The organism is Streptomyces sp. NPDC023481, from assembly GCF_055560195.1.
The window spans coordinates 88,204-105,758 of the sequence record NZ_JBVHJE010000012.1 but is presented as its reverse complement, the minus strand read 5'-3'; the positions used below and the strand labels follow the sequence as shown (position 1 = coordinate 105,758).

General features: G+C 71.1%; 13 protein-coding genes and 1 riboswitch. All 13 genes read left to right on the top strand.

Annotation, left to right across the window (positions count from 1 at the left end; translation table 11 throughout):
• Window positions 1–169: 169 nt before the first annotated feature.
• Window positions 170–3,700 (top strand): transcription-repair coupling factor, encoded by a 3,531-nt coding sequence (mfd, locus tag ACZ3ZD_RS23220; RefSeq protein ID WP_467400419.1) that lies wholly within the window; start codon window positions 170–172, stop codon window positions 3,698–3,700.
• A 500-nt stretch (window positions 3,701–4,200) separates the two neighbouring features.
• Window positions 4,201–4,950 (top strand): HNH endonuclease family protein, encoded by a 750-nt coding sequence (locus tag ACZ3ZD_RS23215; protein WP_467400837.1) that lies wholly within the window; start codon window positions 4,201–4,203, stop codon window positions 4,948–4,950.
• A 62-nt stretch (window positions 4,951–5,012) separates the two neighbouring features.
• Window positions 5,013–6,140 (top strand): DUF6183 family protein, encoded by a 1,128-nt coding sequence (locus tag ACZ3ZD_RS23210; protein WP_467400416.1) that lies wholly within the window; start codon window positions 5,013–5,015, stop codon window positions 6,138–6,140.
• A 316-nt stretch (window positions 6,141–6,456) separates the two neighbouring features.
• A complete protein-coding gene (locus ACZ3ZD_RS23205) occupies window positions 6,457–7,107 on the top strand; it encodes a SurA N-terminal domain-containing protein (RefSeq protein WP_467400414.1) in 651 nt (216 codons plus the stop codon).
• A 103-nt stretch (window positions 7,108–7,210) separates the two neighbouring features.
• Window positions 7,211–8,224, top strand: a complete 1,014-nt coding sequence (locus ACZ3ZD_RS23200) for a nucleoside triphosphate pyrophosphohydrolase (protein ID WP_467400411.1) — start codon at window positions 7,211–7,213, stop codon at window positions 8,222–8,224.
• A 141-nt stretch (window positions 8,225–8,365) separates the two neighbouring features.
• Window positions 8,366–9,634 carry a cytochrome P450 family protein gene (locus ACZ3ZD_RS23195; RefSeq protein ID WP_467400408.1) on the top strand — a complete coding sequence of 423 codons (1,269 nt, stop codon included), beginning with the start codon at window positions 8,366–8,368 and terminating at the stop codon, window positions 9,632–9,634.
• A gap of 167 nt (window positions 9,635–9,801) precedes the next feature.
• Entirely contained in the window at window positions 9,802–10,887 is a 1,086-nt protein-coding gene (locus ACZ3ZD_RS23190) for a transglycosylase family protein (protein WP_467400406.1), read from the top strand.
• 186 nt (window positions 10,888–11,073) lie between these two features.
• Window positions 11,074–11,250, top strand: a riboswitch (cyclic di-AMP (ydaO/yuaA leader).
• 4 nt (window positions 11,251–11,254) lie between these two features.
• The gene (locus ACZ3ZD_RS23185; protein ID WP_467400404.1) at window positions 11,255–11,959 is read left to right on the top strand and encodes a transglycosylase family protein; all 705 of its coding nucleotides are present in this window, start codon (window positions 11,255–11,257) and stop codon (window positions 11,957–11,959) included.
• Between the two features lie 299 nt (window positions 11,960–12,258).
• On the top strand, window positions 12,259–13,554 hold the full coding sequence (gene eno, locus ACZ3ZD_RS23180) for a phosphopyruvate hydratase (protein ID WP_467400401.1): 1,296 nt from the start codon (window positions 12,259–12,261) through the stop codon (window positions 13,552–13,554).
• 125 nt (window positions 13,555–13,679) lie between these two features.
• Window positions 13,680–14,156, top strand: a complete 477-nt coding sequence (locus ACZ3ZD_RS23175) for an FtsB family cell division protein (protein ID WP_467400399.1) — start codon at window positions 13,680–13,682, stop codon at window positions 14,154–14,156.
• Between the two features lie 47 nt (window positions 14,157–14,203).
• Window positions 14,204–14,740 (top strand): DUF501 domain-containing protein, encoded by a 537-nt coding sequence (locus ACZ3ZD_RS23170; protein ID WP_467400396.1) that lies wholly within the window; start codon window positions 14,204–14,206, stop codon window positions 14,738–14,740.
• Window positions 14,737–15,678 carry a Ppx/GppA phosphatase family protein gene (locus ACZ3ZD_RS23165; RefSeq protein ID WP_467400394.1) on the top strand — a complete coding sequence of 314 codons (942 nt, stop codon included), beginning with the start codon at window positions 14,737–14,739 and terminating at the stop codon, window positions 15,676–15,678. The genes ACZ3ZD_RS23170 and ACZ3ZD_RS23165 overlap by 4 nt, the downstream gene beginning before the upstream one ends.
• 444 nt (window positions 15,679–16,122) lie before the next feature.
• Entirely contained in the window at window positions 16,123–17,505 is a 1,383-nt protein-coding gene (locus ACZ3ZD_RS23160; protein ID WP_467400391.1) for an NAD(P)/FAD-dependent oxidoreductase, read from the top strand.
• Window positions 17,506–17,555 lie beyond the last annotated feature (50 nt).

Genomic DNA, 17,555 nt, shown 5'->3' with positions numbered 1-17,555 from the left:
CGGGGGAGTCCTGCGGGACTTCCCCGGCACCGGGTTCTCCGCGGTGGCCCGACCGTCCGGCGAGGGCCCGGCGGGACGGGATGGCGGGGGTTGTCCACAGGCACCGACGGCGACGTCGACACCGTCGTAGGCTGGGGTGCGTTGCCCATCCCCCGGACGGAAAGCCCCCATGAGCCTGCACGGTCTGCTCGACGCCGTAGTCAAGGACCCCGCCCTCGCGGAAGCGATTCAGGCGGCGGCAGACGGCAACCGCCCGCACGTCGACCTCGTCGGCCCCCCGGCGGCCCGCCCCTTCGCGGTCGCCGCCCTGGCCCGCGAGGCCGGCCGCCCGGTGCTCGCGGTCACGGCGACGGGCCGCGAGGCCGAGGACCTGGCGGCGGCCCTGCGCTCCCTCCTCCCCGCGGAGGGCGTCGTGGAGTACCCCTCCTGGGAGACCCTCCCGCACGAGCGGCTCAGCCCGCGCAGCGACACCGTCGGCCGCCGCCTCGCCGTCCTGCGCCGCCTCGCCCACCCCCGCCCCGACGACCCCGAGACCGGCCCGGTCTCCGTCGTCGTCGCCCCCGTGCGCTCCGTGCTCCAGCCGCAGGTCAAGGGCCTGGGCGACCTGGAACCGGTGTCCCTGAGGACCGGCCAGAGCGCGGACCTGAACAGTGTCGTGGAAGCCCTCGCGGCGGCGGCGTACGCGCGCGTGGAGCTGGTCGAGAAGCGCGGCGAGTTCGCCGTACGCGGCGGCATCCTGGACGTCTTCCCGCCCACCGAGGAACACCCCCTGCGCATCGAGTTCTGGGGTGACGACATCGAGGAGATCCGCTACTTCAAGGTCGCCGACCAGCGCTCCCTGGAAGTCGCCGAGCACGGCCTGTGGGCGCCGCCGTGCCGCGAGCTGCTGCTCACCGACGACGTCCGCGCCCGCGCGCGTGCCCTCGCCGAGGAGCACCCGGAGCTGGGCGAACTGCTGAACAAGATCGCCGAGGGCATCGCGGTCGAGGGCATGGAGTCCCTCGCCCCGGTCCTGGTGGACGACATGGAACTGCTGCTCGACGTGCTGCCCAAGGGCGCGATGGCCGTCGTCTGCGACCCCGAGCGGGTCCGCACCCGCGCCGCCGACCTCGTGGCCACCTCCCAGGAGTTCCTCCAGGCATCCTGGGCGGCCACCGCCGGCGGCGGCGACGCCCCGATCGACGTCGGCGCCGCCTCCCTGTGGTCCATCGCCGACGTCCGCGACCGCGCGCGCGAGCTGGACATGATGTGGTGGTCGGTATCGCCGTTCGCCGCGGACGAGGAACTGGACGCCGACACCCTCAAGCTCGGCATGCACGCCCCCGAGACCTACCGCGGCGACACCGCGCGGGCCCTCGCCGACACCAAGGGCTGGCTCTCCGACGGCTGGCGCACGGTGTTCGTCACCGAGGGCCACGGCCCGGCCGCGCGCACCGTGGAGGTGCTCGGCGGCGAGGGCATCGCGGCCCGCCTCGACGCCGACCTCGGCGAGCTGAGCCCCTCCGTGGTCCACGTCTCCTGCGGCTCCATCGAGTACGGCTTCGTGGACCCGGCGCTCGCCCTCGCCGTGCTCACCGAGACCGACCTGTCCGGCCAGCGCTCCGCCGGCCGCGACGGCACCCGCATGCCGGCCCGCCGCCGCAAGACCATCGACCCGCTCACCCTGGAGCCGGGCGACTACATCGTCCACGAACAGCACGGCGTCGGCCGCTACATCGAGATGGTGCAGCGCACCGTCCAGGGCGCCACACGCGAGTACCTGGTCGTGGAGTACGCGCCCGCCAAGCGCGGCCAGCCCGGCGACCGCCTCTACATCCCGACCGACCAGCTGGAGCAGATCACCAAGTACGTCGGGGGCGAGGCACCCACCCTGCACCGCCTCGGCGGCGCGGACTGGACCAAGACCAAGGCCCGCGCGAAGAAGGCCGTCAAGGAGATCGCCGCCGACCTGATCAAGCTGTACAGCGCGCGCATGGCCGCCCCCGGCCACGCCTTCGGCACCGACACCCCCTGGCAGCGCGAGCTGGAGGACGCCTTCCCCTACGCGGAGACCCCCGACCAGCTCACCACCATCGCCGAGGTCAAGGAGGACATGGAGAAGTCGGTCCCCATGGACCGCCTGGTCTGCGGCGACGTCGGCTACGGCAAGACCGAGATCGCGGTGCGGGCCGCCTTCAAGGCCGTACAGGACGGCAAGCAGGTCGCCGTCCTCGTCCCCACCACCCTTCTGGTGCAGCAGCACTTCGGCACGTTCTCCGAGCGGTACGGCCAGTTCCCGGTCAACGTGCGCGCGCTGTCCCGCTTCCAGACCGACACCGAGGCCAAGGCCGTCCTGGAGGGCCTGAAGGAGGGCTCGGTGGACGTCGTCATCGGCACCCACCGCCTGTTCTCCTCCGAGACCAAGTTCAAGGACCTCGGGCTGGTCATCGTCGACGAGGAGCAGCGCTTCGGCGTCGAGCACAAGGAGCAGCTGAAGAAGCTCCGCGCCAACGTCGACGTGCTGACCATGTCCGCCACCCCGATCCCGCGCACCCTGGAGATGGCGGTCACCGGCATCCGCGAGATGTCCACGATCACCACGCCCCCGGAGGAGCGCCACCCGGTGCTCACCTTCGTCGGGCCGTACGAGGAGCGGCAGATCGGCGCCGCCATCCGCCGCGAACTGCTGCGCGAGGGCCAGGTCTTCTACATCCACAACCGGGTCGAGTCCATCGACCGAGCCGCCGCCCGCCTGCGCGAGATCGTCCCCGAGGCGCGTATCGCCACCGCCCACGGCCAGATGTCCGAGGCCGCCCTGGAACAGGTCGTGGTCGACTTCTGGGAGAAGAAGTTCGACGTGCTGGTGTCGACCACGATCGTGGAGTCCGGCATCGACATCTCCAACGCCAACACCCTGATCGTGGAACGCGGCGACACCTTCGGCCTGTCCCAGCTGCACCAGCTGCGCGGCCGGGTCGGCCGCGGCCGCGAGCGCGGCTACGCCTACTTCCTGTACCCGCCGGAGAAGCCGCTGACGGAGACCGCGCACGAGCGCCTGGCGACCATCGCCCAGCACACCGAGATGGGCGCGGGCATGTACGTGGCGATGAAGGACCTGGAGATCCGCGGCGCCGGAAACCTTCTCGGCGGCGAACAGTCCGGGCACATCGCGGGCGTCGGCTTCGACCTGTACGTCCGCATGGTCGGCGAGGCCGTCGCGGACTACCGGCGGCAGCTGGAGACCGGCGAGATCGAGGAGGAGGCGCCGCTCGAGGTCAAGATCGAGCTGCCCGTCGACGCGCACGTCCCGCACGACTACGCGCCCGGCGAGCGCCTGCGCCTCCAGGCCTACCGGGCCATCGCCTCCGCCAACAGCGAGGAGGACGTCAAGGCCGTCCGCGAGGAACTCACCGACCGCTACGGCAAGCTGCCCGAACCGGTGGAGAACCTGCTGCTGGTGGCCGGCCTGCGGATGCTCGCGCGCGCGTGCGGCGTCGGCGAGATCGTCCTTCAGGGCACCAACATCCGCTTCGCGCCGGTGGAGTTGCGCGAGTCGCAGGAGCTGCGGCTCAAGCGGCTCTACCCCGGTACGGTCATCAAGCCCTCCGTGCACCAGGTGCTGGTCCCCCGTCCGAAGACCGCCAAGGTCGGCGGCAAGCCGCTCGTCGGTCGCGAACTGCTGGCCTGGGTGGGCGAGTTCCTCACCTCGATCCTGGGCTAGGCCCTCTTAGCCGAGGGGCCCGGCGGCCCCGGGCACGGCGGGCGGGGGCCACGGGGGGCTTCTCCCCTTCGCGCTCGGGGGCGGTTACCGTGGGGGCGGGGACGATCCGCCCACACTTCCGTGGCGGCCCAGGGTGAACGAGGGGGCGCACTGTGACGCGTCTGAGGGGTGGGGCGGTCACCGCCGTGGCCGTACTGGTCGCCGTGGCCGGTTGCAAGGCCGAGCAGCCCAAGCCGGCCTCCGGCCCCGGGGAGACGGGAGGCGGGGGTCCCGCCCTGACCGCCGTGGGCTCACTGCCCGTCAAGGGGCGCGCCCCGAGGACCGGTTACTCCCGGGCCCGCTTCGGCACCGCCTGGGCCGACACCGACTCCCACTCCTGCGACACCCGCGTTGTCTCCGTGCTGCGTGGCGCGATCGCAGGGTTCTCGCAGCTCATGCCGGGGGTGGCGGCTGTGCGTACTGAGAGGCACGTGAGGCACAAGGGCGGAAGGCGCGTCCTGCTGACGTCCGCCGCGTTGCTGGCTACCGGATCGCTGCTTGCCGGTTGCGAGGGGATCACTCCACCGGCAGACAGCGGACCCTCCGGTTCCTCCGTCCCGACCGCTGGCAACACTCGGGCGGTGAGCCCGCTGGCCAACGCGGACGGAACGAAGCCCGGGCTCGCGGCGATCACTTCCGCCGCGGACATGGCGAAGGCCCGGGTGTTGATCGGGAAGGTGGCGACCAAGGGGCGCGGGCCCAAGACCGGATACCAGCGCGACAAGTTCGGCTACGCCTGGATGGACTCGGCCCCGGGAGGCATTCCCTTTGCCCACAATGGGTGTGACTCGCGAAACGATCTCTTGAAACGTGATGGAGAGCATCTCCGTTTCCGGGCCGGCTCGGACTGCGTCGTCACCTCTATGACGCTGCGGGACCCGTACACGGGGAAGACGATCGAGTGGACGAAGTCCCGTGCGACCACGGTCCAGATAGACCACGTCATGCCGCTGTCCTACGACTGGCAGATGGGTGCCTCCCACTGGACGAAGGGCAAGCGGGAGGACATCGCCAACGACCCGCTCAACCTGATCCCTGTCGACGGACCGACCAACGGCGCGAAGAGCGACTCCGGCCCTGCCACCTGGTTGCCGCCGAACAAGAGCATCCGCTGCTCGTACAGCGTGAGGTTCGCGCAGGTCTCGCTGAAGTACGAGCTGCCGGTGACGGTGGCGGACAAGCAGATGATGTTGAAGCAGTGCGAAGGCTGACTCTCCTGTGACCTGCGAAAAGGCACTGGTCTTCGGGTTTTTGGACCCGTACGCTCAGGACGGTGGCTGACCGTATACAGGAGATCGTGACCAAGCTGCCGGGTCTGACGAGCGTCACCGACGTGTGGAAGGTGGCTGACCGCCGTCTCGCGCGCGGGGACGCTGCCTTCGTTGCGGACCTCGGGATCGCGCTCGCGAGGGCGTATGGCTCCGACACCAGGCGGATCCGGGAGTACGGGAGTGTCTTCGACCACCTGCTCCGGTTGCTGGCCACCACGTCCGGTTCCGGCAACGTCGCCCAGGCACTGCGTCTGGTCACCTCGGCTGAGTACGCCGGCCGGAAGCTGGACCGTTACGCGGCCTCCTTGCTGGCCTCCAGCCATCCGGCAGAGGAACTGGTCGTGGCGTTCAGCGGGAAAGCCTCGGAGGAGCTGCGTGCCTGCCTCGTTCACGAACTGATCCTCAGGGGTGTCGGCGTGATGGAGGAACCGGGGATCGCGCAGTGGGCGACATCGCCGCACTGGAGGCACCATCCCCTGGGATGGCTTCCGTTGGCACTGTCCGACGTGGAAGGGCGGCCGGATCTGCCGAGCTACAGCACCCCGGGCAGCAGCTACTCGATGCCGTACGGCCCGTCGGAGGACGGCGGCGTGGCAGTCGTCGCCGGGGTACGGGTTCCGTCGATCGAGGAGACGACGACCGAAGAGGCGGCCAGGGGCATCGGCGCGGCGGTGGCCAACTGGGCCGAGGAGTCCAACGGCCGGATCGAGGCACGAGTCTTCGAACTGGCAGATCCTCTGGAGGACGAGTCGGTACCGAGCCTGTTGCCGGCACTGGGGCTCGAGTGCCTGAAGGGCGCGGGGAAGAAGACCAGGTTCTCGGTCGCAGCCTGTCCGCCTGATCAGACGTGGCGGGTGCTTTTCGCCGCCGCCTCCACTGGAGGGGCCTACAACTCCGGCGCCCGCGGTGCCTACGGCCGGCTGGCCGCGTGGCAGTCCCTGGCCCGCCTCTCCGGTGTCGCGGAGAGCGACCCCGCGGAGGCGGTCGAGACGCGTGCCCGGGCGTGCACCTGGTACCGCTTCAGCGCCGACACCAAGTGGTTCGAGCAGGTGGCCTGGGACATCGGCGCGGCCGCGGTCTCTCCGGAACGTCGACGGCTGGCGGTGCTGGCCGCGACGGACACCGACTGAACAGGTCCCTGTCCGGTGTTCTGCTGCTCCGGCTGCCGCCGAGTGGTCGGTGCGGCAACGGCCTGGTACGAGGTCCGGTACGACCCACGGACCCTGCGGTGGCTGGGACAGGTGCGCGGACAGCGGACAGCGGACAGGCGGGCAGGCGGACAGGCGGACGGCCCGGGGCGGGTCCCGTGGGTTCTCGGGCGGCGCGGCGGTGCCCGAAGCACGCGCGAATCGTTGGTCGAATGGGTTGGCCGCGGCCTGCCCACTGCCTACCATCGATCACCGCAAGACTTTGTGCTCCGTCGCACAATCTCCCCTGGAGGTTTCCTTGCACCGCCGCCGTCGCACCGCGCTCGTCCTCACCGCCGCGATCGCCGCCGCGGCACCCCTGCTGACCGCCTGCGGAAACGAGGCGCACCCGGGCGCCGCGGCCGTCGTCGGCGGACAGCGGATCACCGTCGCCCAGCTGGAGGGCCGGGTCGCCGAGGTCCGCAGGGCCCAGCGGGCCGCGGTGCCGGACCAGGCGCAGTACCAGCAGGTCGTCTCCTCCACCAGCGGCCTGACCCGCGACACCCTGCACAACATGGTGCTCGACCGGGTGCTGCACCGTGCCGCGCAGGACCAGGGCGTCACGGTCACCCGCATGGAGATCCAGCAGATGCGCGGGGACCTGGAGCGGCAGGCCGGCGGCAGCAAGGGCCTGGAGACGGCCTGGCTGCAGAAGTACGGCATCGCCCCGGCCCGCCTCGACGACAACCTGCGCCTGCAACTGGAGGCGCAGAAGCTCGCCAAGAGGCTCGGCACGGACACCAGTCAGCCCGCCTTCTGGAAGGCCCTGTCCAAGGCCTCGACGGAGCTCCACATCGACCTCAACCCGCGCTACGGCTCCTGGGACGTCCAGAAGAGCAGCCGGGTGGACGCCGGGACACCGTGGGTCCGGGAGGTCACGACGGCGGGCGGGGAGCCGGCCACGACGTAGGCGCGGCGGGGGACAAGGCTGCTTCGGTCATACGATCACACGACCCCGTCGCCCCTGTGGACAACGTGATCCGCTCGCCCGGGCCGTGGGTTACGTTCGGTTCGTGAACGGAATCAGCCCAGAACCCGCCCCCGGGCTCAGCCCCGAAACCGCCCCCGGCCGCATCGTCCTGCTGACCACCAGCCACCGCGTCGCCCCCGGCCTGCTGTCCTGGCCCGCCTGGCAGGCGCTGCGCACCGCCGACACCGTGCTGTGCGCGGACGGCGCCCATCCGCAGCTGCCGTACCTCCGGGAGGCCGGGATAGCGGTGGCGCAGGCGTCCCCCACCGCCGAGGAGCTGGTCGACGCCTGCGCCGGCGGGCGCACGGTGGTGGTCGTGGCGACGGGCGAGGGCGAGCCGGCGCTCACCGACGGCCTCGCCCGGCTGGCCGGCTCCGGCCGGATCGCCATGCCGGAGCTGGAGCTGCTCCCCGCCTCCTACGACCTGCCCGGCGCCCGCCTGCTGGACCTCGTCCAGGTCATGGACCGCATCCGCGTCGAATGCCCCTGGTCCTCCCGGCAGACCCACGAGGGCCTGGCCAGGTACGGCATCGAGGAGGCGTACGAACTGGTCGAGGCGATCGAGGCCGGCGACCGCGAGGAACTGCGCGAGGAGCTGGGCGACGTCCTCCTCCAGGTCGTCTTCCACTCCCGGATCGCCGAGGAGGACCCGGACGCGCCGTTCTCCGTCGACGACGTCGCCGGCGGCATCGTCGCCAAGCTCATCCACCGGCACCCGCACGTCTTCGGCGAAGAGCGGGCCGAGACCCCCGAGGACGTCGAGGAGCACTGGCTGCGCGCCAAGGCCGAGGAGAAGCAGCGCACCTCCGTCACCGAGGGCGTCCCGCTCGGCCAGCCCGGCCTGGCCCTCGCCGCCAAGCTCGCCTCGCGCACCCGCAAGGCCGGCCTGGACGTCCCCCTGCCCCGGGGTGAGGGCGTCGGCTACGAGCTGCTGACGCTGGCGGTGCGCGCCGAGGCCCACGGCGTCGACCCGGAGGCGGCACTCCGCGCGGCGGCCCGGGCATACCGGGACGCGATACGGGCCGCGGAACGCGAAGGGACGACCGGGACGGAGTGAGCGCGGCTGCCCTGCGGGCGTCAGGCCGCTCGGGCCCGGAAAGCGGGCGGGAACCGGGACCCGGCGGCGGTGTACCGGATGGGGCTGCCGCAGCAGAGCCTGGGGTTCGGGGAGGAAGCCGATGCCGGATACCGTCGACAAGTGACCAACGAGCCCGGCCCCCCGACCGCCCCCGCCCTCTTCACCTGGGAGTTCGCCGCCGATCCGTATCCCGCCTACGCCTGGCTGCGCGAGCACGAGCCGGTGCGGCGGACGCGGTTGCCGAGCGGGGTGGAGGCGTGGCTGGTGACCCGGTACGCCGACGCCCGGCAGGCGCTGGCCGACCAGCGGCTGAGCAAGAACCCGGCGCATCACGACGAGCCGGCGCACGCCAAGGGCAAGACCGGCATTCCGGGTGAGCGCAAGGCCGAGCTGATGACGCACCTGCTGAACATCGATCCGCCGGACCACACCCGGCTGAGAAGGCTGGTCAGCAAGGCGTTCACGCCCCGCCGGGTCGCCGAGTTCGCGCCCCGGGTGCAGGAGCTGACCGACCAGCTCATCGACCGGTTCGCGCAGAGCGGCTCGGCCGACCTCATCCACGAGTTCGCCTTCCCGCTGCCCATCTACGCCATCTGCGACCTGCTCGGCGTCCCGCGCGAGGACCAGGACGACTTCCGGGACTGGGCGGGCATGATGATCCGGCACGGCGGCGGCCCCCGGGGCGGAGTCGCCCGGTCGGTGAAGAAGATGCGCGGCTATCTCGGCGAGCTGATCCACAGGAAGCGGGAGGCGCTGCCCGCCGAGCCGGTGCCCGGCGAGGACCTGATCTCCGGCCTCATCCGCGCCTCCGACCACGGCGAGCACCTCACCGAGAACGAGGCCGCCGCCATGGCCTTCATCCTGCTGTTCGCCGGCTTCGAGACGACGGTGAACCTCATCGGCAACGGCACCTACGCCCTGCTCACCCACCCCGAGCAGCGCGGCCGGCTGGAGCGGTCCCTGGCCGCCGGGGAGCGGGACCTGCTGGAGACCGGCGTGGAGGAACTGCTGCGCTACGACGGCCCGGTGGAGCTGGCCACCTGGCGGTTCGCCACCGAGCCGCTGAGCATCGGCGGGCAGGACATCGCGCCGGGGGATCCGGTGCTCGTCGTCCTCGCCGCCGCGGACCGGGACCCGGAGCGGTTCGCCGACCCGGACGTGCTGGACCTCGCCCGCCGCGACAACCAGCACCTCGGGTACGGGCACGGCATCCACTACTGCCTCGGCGCGCCGCTCGCCCGCCTGGAGGGCCAGACCGCGCTCGCCACCCTGCTCACCCGCCTGCCCGATCTGCGGCTCGCCGCGGATCCGGCGGAGCTGCGCTGGCGCGGCGGGCTCATCATGCGCGGCCTGCGCACCCTGCCGGTGGAGTTCACACCCCCCGCCTGACCACGGGTCGTGGAGGGAAGATGACGAACATTCAACTCTGTGATCTTCACGTGATCTCTGCGGCATGAACTTGTGACAAGTGATCGTATGCCTATACGTTCACCCATCAGCGTGGCGAGCGGCATCACCCGCCGCGCTGCCCCTGCTGTCGCTCGAAAGGCTTCTGCATGCTCTCCGGGAACGGCCGACACCGTCGCCCCCGCCAGGCCCCGGCCCTGCTCGTCGCGGCCGGAGTGACCGGCTCCGCCATCGCCATCCCGCTCCTCGGCGCGGCGAGCGCCAACGCGGCCGACGGCACCACGTGGGACAAGGTGGCCGAATGCGAGAGCGGCGGCTCCTGGAGCGCGAACCCGGGCAACGGCTACTACGGCGGCCTGCAGATCTCGCAGGAGGACTGGAACAGCTACGGCGGCGGCGACTACGCGGCCAGCCCCGACCAGGCCAGCCGCAACCAGCAGATCGCCGTCGCCGAGAAGATCCTCGCCGACAAGGGCACCACCCCGTGGGCCACCTGCGCCCTGCTGTCCGGGCTGACCTCGGGCTCGGGCTCCGTGGACGTCGACACGGGTGTCGGTGGCTCCGGTGGCACCGGCGGTTCGGGTGACTCGTCCGGATCGACCGAGAAGTCCGGTGACTCCGGCTCCGGCAGCACGGACTCCTCCGGCGGCTCCGGCTCCACCGAAGGCTCCGGCTCGTCCGGTACGCCGGATTCGTCACCCTCCACCGGTGCCGGCTCCGACGCCAACTCCGGCTCGGGCGCCGGTTCCTCGTCGGGCACGGCCACCACGCCGGGCGGGAAGTCGGACAAGGGCGCCGGCGCGGGCACCGGCTCCACGGGAACCAACACCCCCAAGACGGACAAGTCCACCTCGTCGAGCGCGGGCGACTCGCACGAGTCCGCCCCCGCGGCCACCCCGGGCACCGGCGGCGTCGCGGACAACCCCCAGCAGGCCGCCGGTTCTTGGAGCCTGGTCGACACCGGGGCCCTCAGTGGCGGACGTCACCGCGGGGCGAGCGCCGACGAAAACGTGACAAACGGTCAGGACTCCGCCGCTTCCGGGCGGCACGCGGCGCGCGAAACGGACACGTACACCGTCCGCGAGGGCGACACCCTCGCCTCCATCGCCGACTCCCTTGAGGTCGACGGCGGGTGGCACGCGCTCTACTCCGCCAACAAGAAGGCCATCGGCACCGACCCGAACCACATCAGCGCCGGTCAGACCCTGGAAGTAGAGGGTGAAAAGGGCGCGTAACAGCCGGAGTTGACGCCCCGTTTTACTCCCTGATGTCCGAATTGGCGAAAGTGTGGGATGAGTCTCAGAAGCCCTGATCGTCTTTGAAATTCCGTCGATCACGTGTCTACGGTCGAGACCGCTCGTCACCACGAGCCCCGGCAGTCGCAACGCCGAATCCTGCCAGCGGTTGCCCGGGAACAGTCGTCGCGTCAAGCGCCGTAGGCAGGAGCGGGGGACCCAAGGTAAGTCGCCGGGCCCGGCAGTTGATGCCGGAACCGGCTGGGGGTGAAGCCGCGCAGACCGCGAGAGCGGGAGCGCGGCCGGGCAACTCAACCGGCCCGAACCCGACAGCTCACCTCGCAGGCGTCGGTGAGGGGATCCTTCCATGCTGTTTTCCGGCAAGGGCAAGCACCGCCGTCCGTCCAAGGCCGTCCGCGCCGTCGCGCTCGCCGGTGTCACCGGTGTCGCCGTCGCCGCCCCGCTGATGGCGGCCGGCAACGCCTCCGCCGCCACCTCCTCCGAGTGGGACCAGGTCGCCCAGTGCGAGTCCGGTGGCAACTGGTCCATCAACACCGGCAACGGTTACTACGGCGGTCTGCAGTTCTCCGCCTCCACCTGGGCCGCGTACGGCGGCACGCAGTACGCCGGCACCGCCGACAAGGCGAGCAAGTCGCAGCAGATCGCGGTCGCCGAGAAGGTCCTGGCCGCGCAGGGCAAGGGTGCCTGGCCGGTCTGCGGCACGGGCCTGTCCGGTGCCACCGACAGCGCCCCGGCCCCGAGCAACCCGGCTCCGAGCACCCCCTCGACCTCGGCCGGTACCACCAGCCGCTCCACCGACGACCAGGCCGCCTCCCGCTCCGCCGAGCGCCCGGCCCCGAGCGCGGGCAAGAGCAAGACCGTCACCACCCCGACCGGCAAGAAGGTCAAGAAGGGCGACGGCGAGTACAAGGTCGTCACCGGTGACACGCTCAGCTCCATCGCCCAGGCGCACCACGTGCAGGGCGGCTGGGAGAAGCTGTTCGAGCTGAACAAGGACATCGTCGAGGACGCCAACCTGATCTACCCCGGTCAGCAGCTGCACCTGAAGTGACACCCGGCCGCCGGCCGGACCACGGGGCCCGCCCTTCCGCGCGGGCCCCACTGAAGACCCCTGTGCGGGCCACTCCCCCCCGGCCCCCACGGGCACCCCGCCCGGTGCGTGTTCCCCCGTACGCACCGGGCGGGGTTTTTCACGTCCCAGTCCCCGAACCCTTTGTTTCGACGAGAAACAAAAGGTACCGTCGCCTTGTCCACGGGACGGTCGGTCGGTGGCCGACGCGCCCGGGACGGTTAGGCTCTAGGCGCAAGGCACACCAGCCCCGCACTTCCAGCGTCACATCCAAGAAGGAGATGCTCGTGCCGTCCATCGACGTCGTCGTAGCCCGGGAAATCCTGGACTCCCGAGGCAACCCCACGGTCGAGGTCGAGGTCGGCCTCGACGACGGCAGCACGGGTCGTGCCGCCGTCCCGTCCGGCGCCTCGACCGGCGCCTTCGAGGCCATCGAGCTGCGCGACGGTGACCCGAACCGCTACCAGGGCAAGGGCGTCGAGAAGGCCGTCCTCGCCGTCATCGAGCAGATCGGCCCGGAGCTGGTCGGCTACGACGCCACCGAGCAGCGCCTGATCGACCAGGCCATGTTCGACCTGGACGCCACCGACAACAAGGGCTCCCTCGGCGCCAACGCCATCCTCGGCGTCTCGCTCGCCGTCGCCCACGCCGCCTCCGAGGCCAGCGACCTGCCGCTGTTCCGCTACCTGGGCGGCCCGAACGCGCACCTGCTGCCGGTGCCGATGATGAACATCCTGAACGGCGGCTCGCACGCCGACTCCAACGTGGACATCCAGGAGTTCATGATCGCCCCCATCGGCGCGGAGTCCTTCTCCGAGGCCCTGCGCTGGGGCACCGAGGTCTACCACACCCTGAAGAAGGTCCTGAAGAACAAGGGCCTGTCCACCGGCCTCGGCGACGAGGGCGGCTTCGCCCCGAACCTCGGCTCCAACCGTGAGGCCCTCGACCTCATCCTGGAGGCGATCAAGGAGGCCGGGTACGCACCCGGTGAGCAGATCGCCCTCGCGCTCGACGTGGCCGCCTCCGAGTTCTACAAGGACGGCAAGTACCTCTTCGAGGGCAAGGAGCGCTCCGCCGCCGAGATGACGGAGTACTACGAGGAGCTCGTCGCGGCCTACCCGCTCGTCTCCATCGAGGACCCGCTGTTCGAGGACGACTGGGCGGGCTGGAAGGTCATCACCGACAAGCTCGGCGACAAGGTCCAGCTGGTCGGCGACGACCTGTTCGTCACCAACCCCGAGCGCCTCGCCCGCGGCATCGAGGACGGCGCGGCCAACGCCCTGCTGGTCAAGGTCAACCAGATCGGCTCGCTGACCGAGACCCTGGACGCCGTCGAGCTGGCCCAGCGCAACGGCTTCAAGTGCATGATGTCGCACCGCTCCGGCGAGACCGAGGACGTCACCATCGCCGACCTGGCCGTCGCCACCAACTGCGGCCAGATCAAGACCGGCGCCCCGGCCCGCTCCGAGCGCGTCGCCAAGTACAACCAGCTGCTGCGCATCGAGGAGATCCTCGACGACGCCGCGGTGTACGCCGGCCGCAGCGCCTTCCCGCGCTTCCGCTCCGCGAACCGCTAGCCACAGGGCCAGGGCAAGGGCTGAACCTGGGCCAAGTCCCAGCCAAGTCGTACGTACGTCCCCGGACCGGTCCCGTACCGTGTCCGGGGACGTACGCACGTGTGAAAGGGGAGGCGGAGAGCCAGATGGCCGTGAAGGACCGGGACCGTTTCTCCACCGCGACCAGGCTGCGGCTGCTCGGCGAGCAGACGGCGGCCCGGGTCTACCGTTCCCAGACCAAGCGGCAGGCCCGCCGCTCCCGCCTCACCGGCCGCGCGGCACTGCTCGCGCTGGTGCTGTGCTCCCTGGTCGTCGCCCTCGCCTACCCGATGCGGCAGTACGTCTCCCAGCGCGCGGAGATCGCCGACCTCAGGCGGCAGCGGGAGCAGGCCCGCGAACGTGTCGAACAGCTGCGCGACCTGAAGGCGCGCTGGCAGGACGACGCCTACGCCGAGCAGCAGATCCGCCGCCGGCTGCACTACGTGAAGCCCGGCGAGACCGGGTACGTGGTCATCGACCCGGGCGCGGCCACACCGTCCCGCGCCGACCTCGGGGCCGCCCACCGGCCCTGGTACGCGAACGTCTGGGACGGCGTCGACAAGTCCGACGCCTCCGACCAGTGAGCCGGCGTCACGGCCGGTACGACCAGAAAGCCACCCTGAAAGCAGTCATGGAAACCCCTCCGCCGCCCACTCCGCGCACCGAGCCCACCGACGCGGACGTAGAGGCCTTCAAGCAGCAGCTGGGCCGCCCGCCGCGGGGCCTGCGGGCCATCGCGCACCGCTGCCCGTGCGGACAGCCGGACGTCGTGGAGACGGCACCGCGCCTGCCCGACGGCACGCCCTTCCCGACGCTGTACTACCTGACGTGCCCGAAGGCGTCCTCCGCCATCGGCACGCTGGAGGCCAACGGCGTGATGAAGGAGATGACCGAGCGGCTGGGGACCGATCCCGAGCTGGCCGCCGCGTACCGGGCCGCGCACGAGGACTACATCCGGCGCCGGGACGAGATCGACGTCCTGCAGGGCTTCCCGAGCGCCGGCGGCATGCCGGACCGGGTCAAGTGCCTGCACGTGCTCGTCGCCCACTCGCTGGCCGCCGGGCCGGGCGTGAACCCGCTCGGCGACGAGGCCCTGGCGATGCTGCCGCAGTGGTGGAGCAAGGGCGCGTGCGTGACGCTCGACGAGCCCGAGGGGGACGCCAAGTGACCCGTGTCGCCGCCGTCGACTGCGGCACCAACTCCATCCGGCTGCTCGTCGCCGACGCCGACCCGGCGACGGGCGAACTGACCGAGCTGGACCGCCGGATGACGATCGTGCGGCTCGGCCAGGGCGTCGACCGCACCGGCCGGCTCGCGCCCGAGGCGCTGGAGCGCACCTTCGCGGCCTGCCGCGAGTACGCGGCCGTCATCAAGGAGTTCGGCGCCGAGCGCCTCCGCTTCGTCGCCACCTCCGCCTCCCGCGACGCCGAGAACCGGGACGACTTCGTGCGGGGCGTGCTGGACATCCTCGGCGTCGAGCCGGAGGTCATCTCCGGCGACCAGGAGGCCGAGTTCTCCTTCACCGGCGCCACGAAGGAACTCAGCGGCCGCACCGACCTCGCCCGGCCCTACCTGGTCGTGGACATCGGCGGCGGCTCCACCGAGTTCGTCGTCGGCGACGACCACGTGCGGGCCGCCCGCTCGGTGGACGTCGGCTGCGTGCGGATGACCGAGCGGCACCTGGCGCACGACGGCCGGGTGAGCGACCCGCCCGCCGAGGAGCAGATCGCCGCGATAAGGGCCGACATCGAGGCCGCCCTGGACCTCGCCGAGCAGACGGTCCCGCTGCGCGAGGCGCGCACCCTGGTGGGCCTGGCCGGTTCCGTCACCACGGTGTCCGCGATCGCCCAGGAGCTGCCCGCGTACGACTCCGCGCGCATCCACCACTCCCGGATCTCCCGGGATCGCGTCCGCGGGATCACCGAGTGGCTGCTGCGCTCCACGCACGCCGAGCGCGCCGCGATCCCGTCCATGCACCCGGGCCGGGTCGACGTCATCGGCGCGGGCGCCCTCGTCCTGCTGGCGATCATGGAGCGGACCGGGGCCGAGGAGGTCGTGGTGAGCGAACACGACATCCTCGACGGCATCGCGTGGTCGGTGGCGTAGCTCTCTTTTGTTACCCATTGGTAGCTACCTGCTGAGCAGGGTGGATAACGTCTGAGCGCGACCGGGGGCCCCTTCGGGGGCCCTTCGTCGTGGCCGGGCGGAAAAGTTCGTGAAGTTCTTCACAAGGATTTCCCGCCGACCGGTCCCCGGAGCGGGGTCCATTGGCCCTTCCGGGGCATCAAAGGCCGTTTGAACATGTTCAGATGAGGGGCGCGGGACAGGCGTGGAAGGGGGTGTTCCGGCGGCGTCACGGCACCCTCACGGACCCCCCGAGAAGCCGGAGAGGCAGCTCACGCGGCCTTGACAACGGGGCGAAGCGCCCCGCGGTTCCCCGTCGCCGTCATGATCTGCGTCACGCGGGTCGCGGAGTTTAACACAGGCCCTGTCAGAGCTTGTGAAGGGGCGCACGAGCGACCCCCCGATGGCGGGTGGATACTCGATGGCATGAGCACCACGGAGCGTCCCAGGATCCTCGTAGTAGGCGGTGGGTACGTAGGCCTGTACGCAGCTCGGCGCATCCTCAAGAAGATGCGCTACGGCGAGGCGACCGTCACGGTCGTCGACCCCCGGTCGTACATGACCTACCAGCCCTTCCTGCCCGAAGCCGCCGCCGGCAACATCTCCCCCCGGCACGTCGTCGTCCCGCTGCGACGCGTGCTGCCGAAGGCGGAGGTCCTCACCGGCCGGGTCACCACCATCGACCAGGACCGCAAGGTCGCCACGATCGCCCCGCTGGTGGGCGAGGCGTACGAGCTGCCCTTCGACTACCTGGTCATCGCGATGGGCGCGGTCTCCCGCACCTTCCCGATCCCCGGCCTCGCCGAGCAGGGCATCGGCATGAAGGGCATCGAGGAGTCCATCGGCCTGCGCAACCACGTCCTGGAGCAGCTGGACAAGGCCGACTCCACCAACGACGAGGAGATCCGCCGCAAGGCGCTCACCTTCGTCTTCGTCGGCGGTGGCTTCGCGGGCGCGGAGACCATCGGCGAGGTCGAGGACATGGCGCGCGATGCCGCCAAGTACTACAAGAACGTGTCCCGCGAGGACATGCGCTTCATCCTCGTCGACGCCGCCGACAAGATCCTCCCCGAGGTCGGCCCCAAGCTCGGCCAGTACGGCAAGGAGCACCTCGAGGGCCGCGGCGTGGAGATCTACCTCTCCACCTCGATGGACTCCTGCGTCGACGGCCACGTCGTCCTGAAGAACGGGTTGGAGGTCGACTCCAACACCATCGTCTGGACCGCCGGCGTCAAGCCGAACCCGGCGCTGTCCCGCTTCGGCCTGCCGCTCGGCCCGCGCGGCCACGTCGACTGCGAGCCCACGCTCCAGGTCAAGGGCACGGACTACATCTGGGCCGCCGGCGACAACGCCCAGGTCCCGGACCTCGTCGGCCGCAAGGCGGGCAACGAGAACGCCTGGTGCCCGCCGAACGCCCAGCACGCGCTGCGCCAGGCCAAGGTCCTCGGCGACAACGTGGTCTCCGGCATGCGGGGCTTCCCGCAGAAGGAGTACGAGCACGCCAACAAGGGTGCGGTCGCCGGTCTCGGCCTGCACAAGGGCGTGGCGATGATCGTCATGGGCAAGATGAAGATCAAGCTCAAGGGCCGCCTCGCCTGGTACATGCACCGTGGCTACCACGGCATGGCGATGCCGACCTTCAACCGCAAGATCCGCGTCTTCGCCGACTGGACGCTCGGCATGTTCCTCAAGCGCGAGGTCGTCTCCCTGGGCGCCATGGAGAACCCGCGCGAGGAGTTCTACGAGGCCGCCAAGCCCGCGCCGGTCGCCGCCGCGAGCAAGTCCGAGGAGAAGGCCAAGGCCTCCTGACCTCCGCCTGACCCCCGGTCACCGACCGGTCCGGAAGACCTCCCGCCATC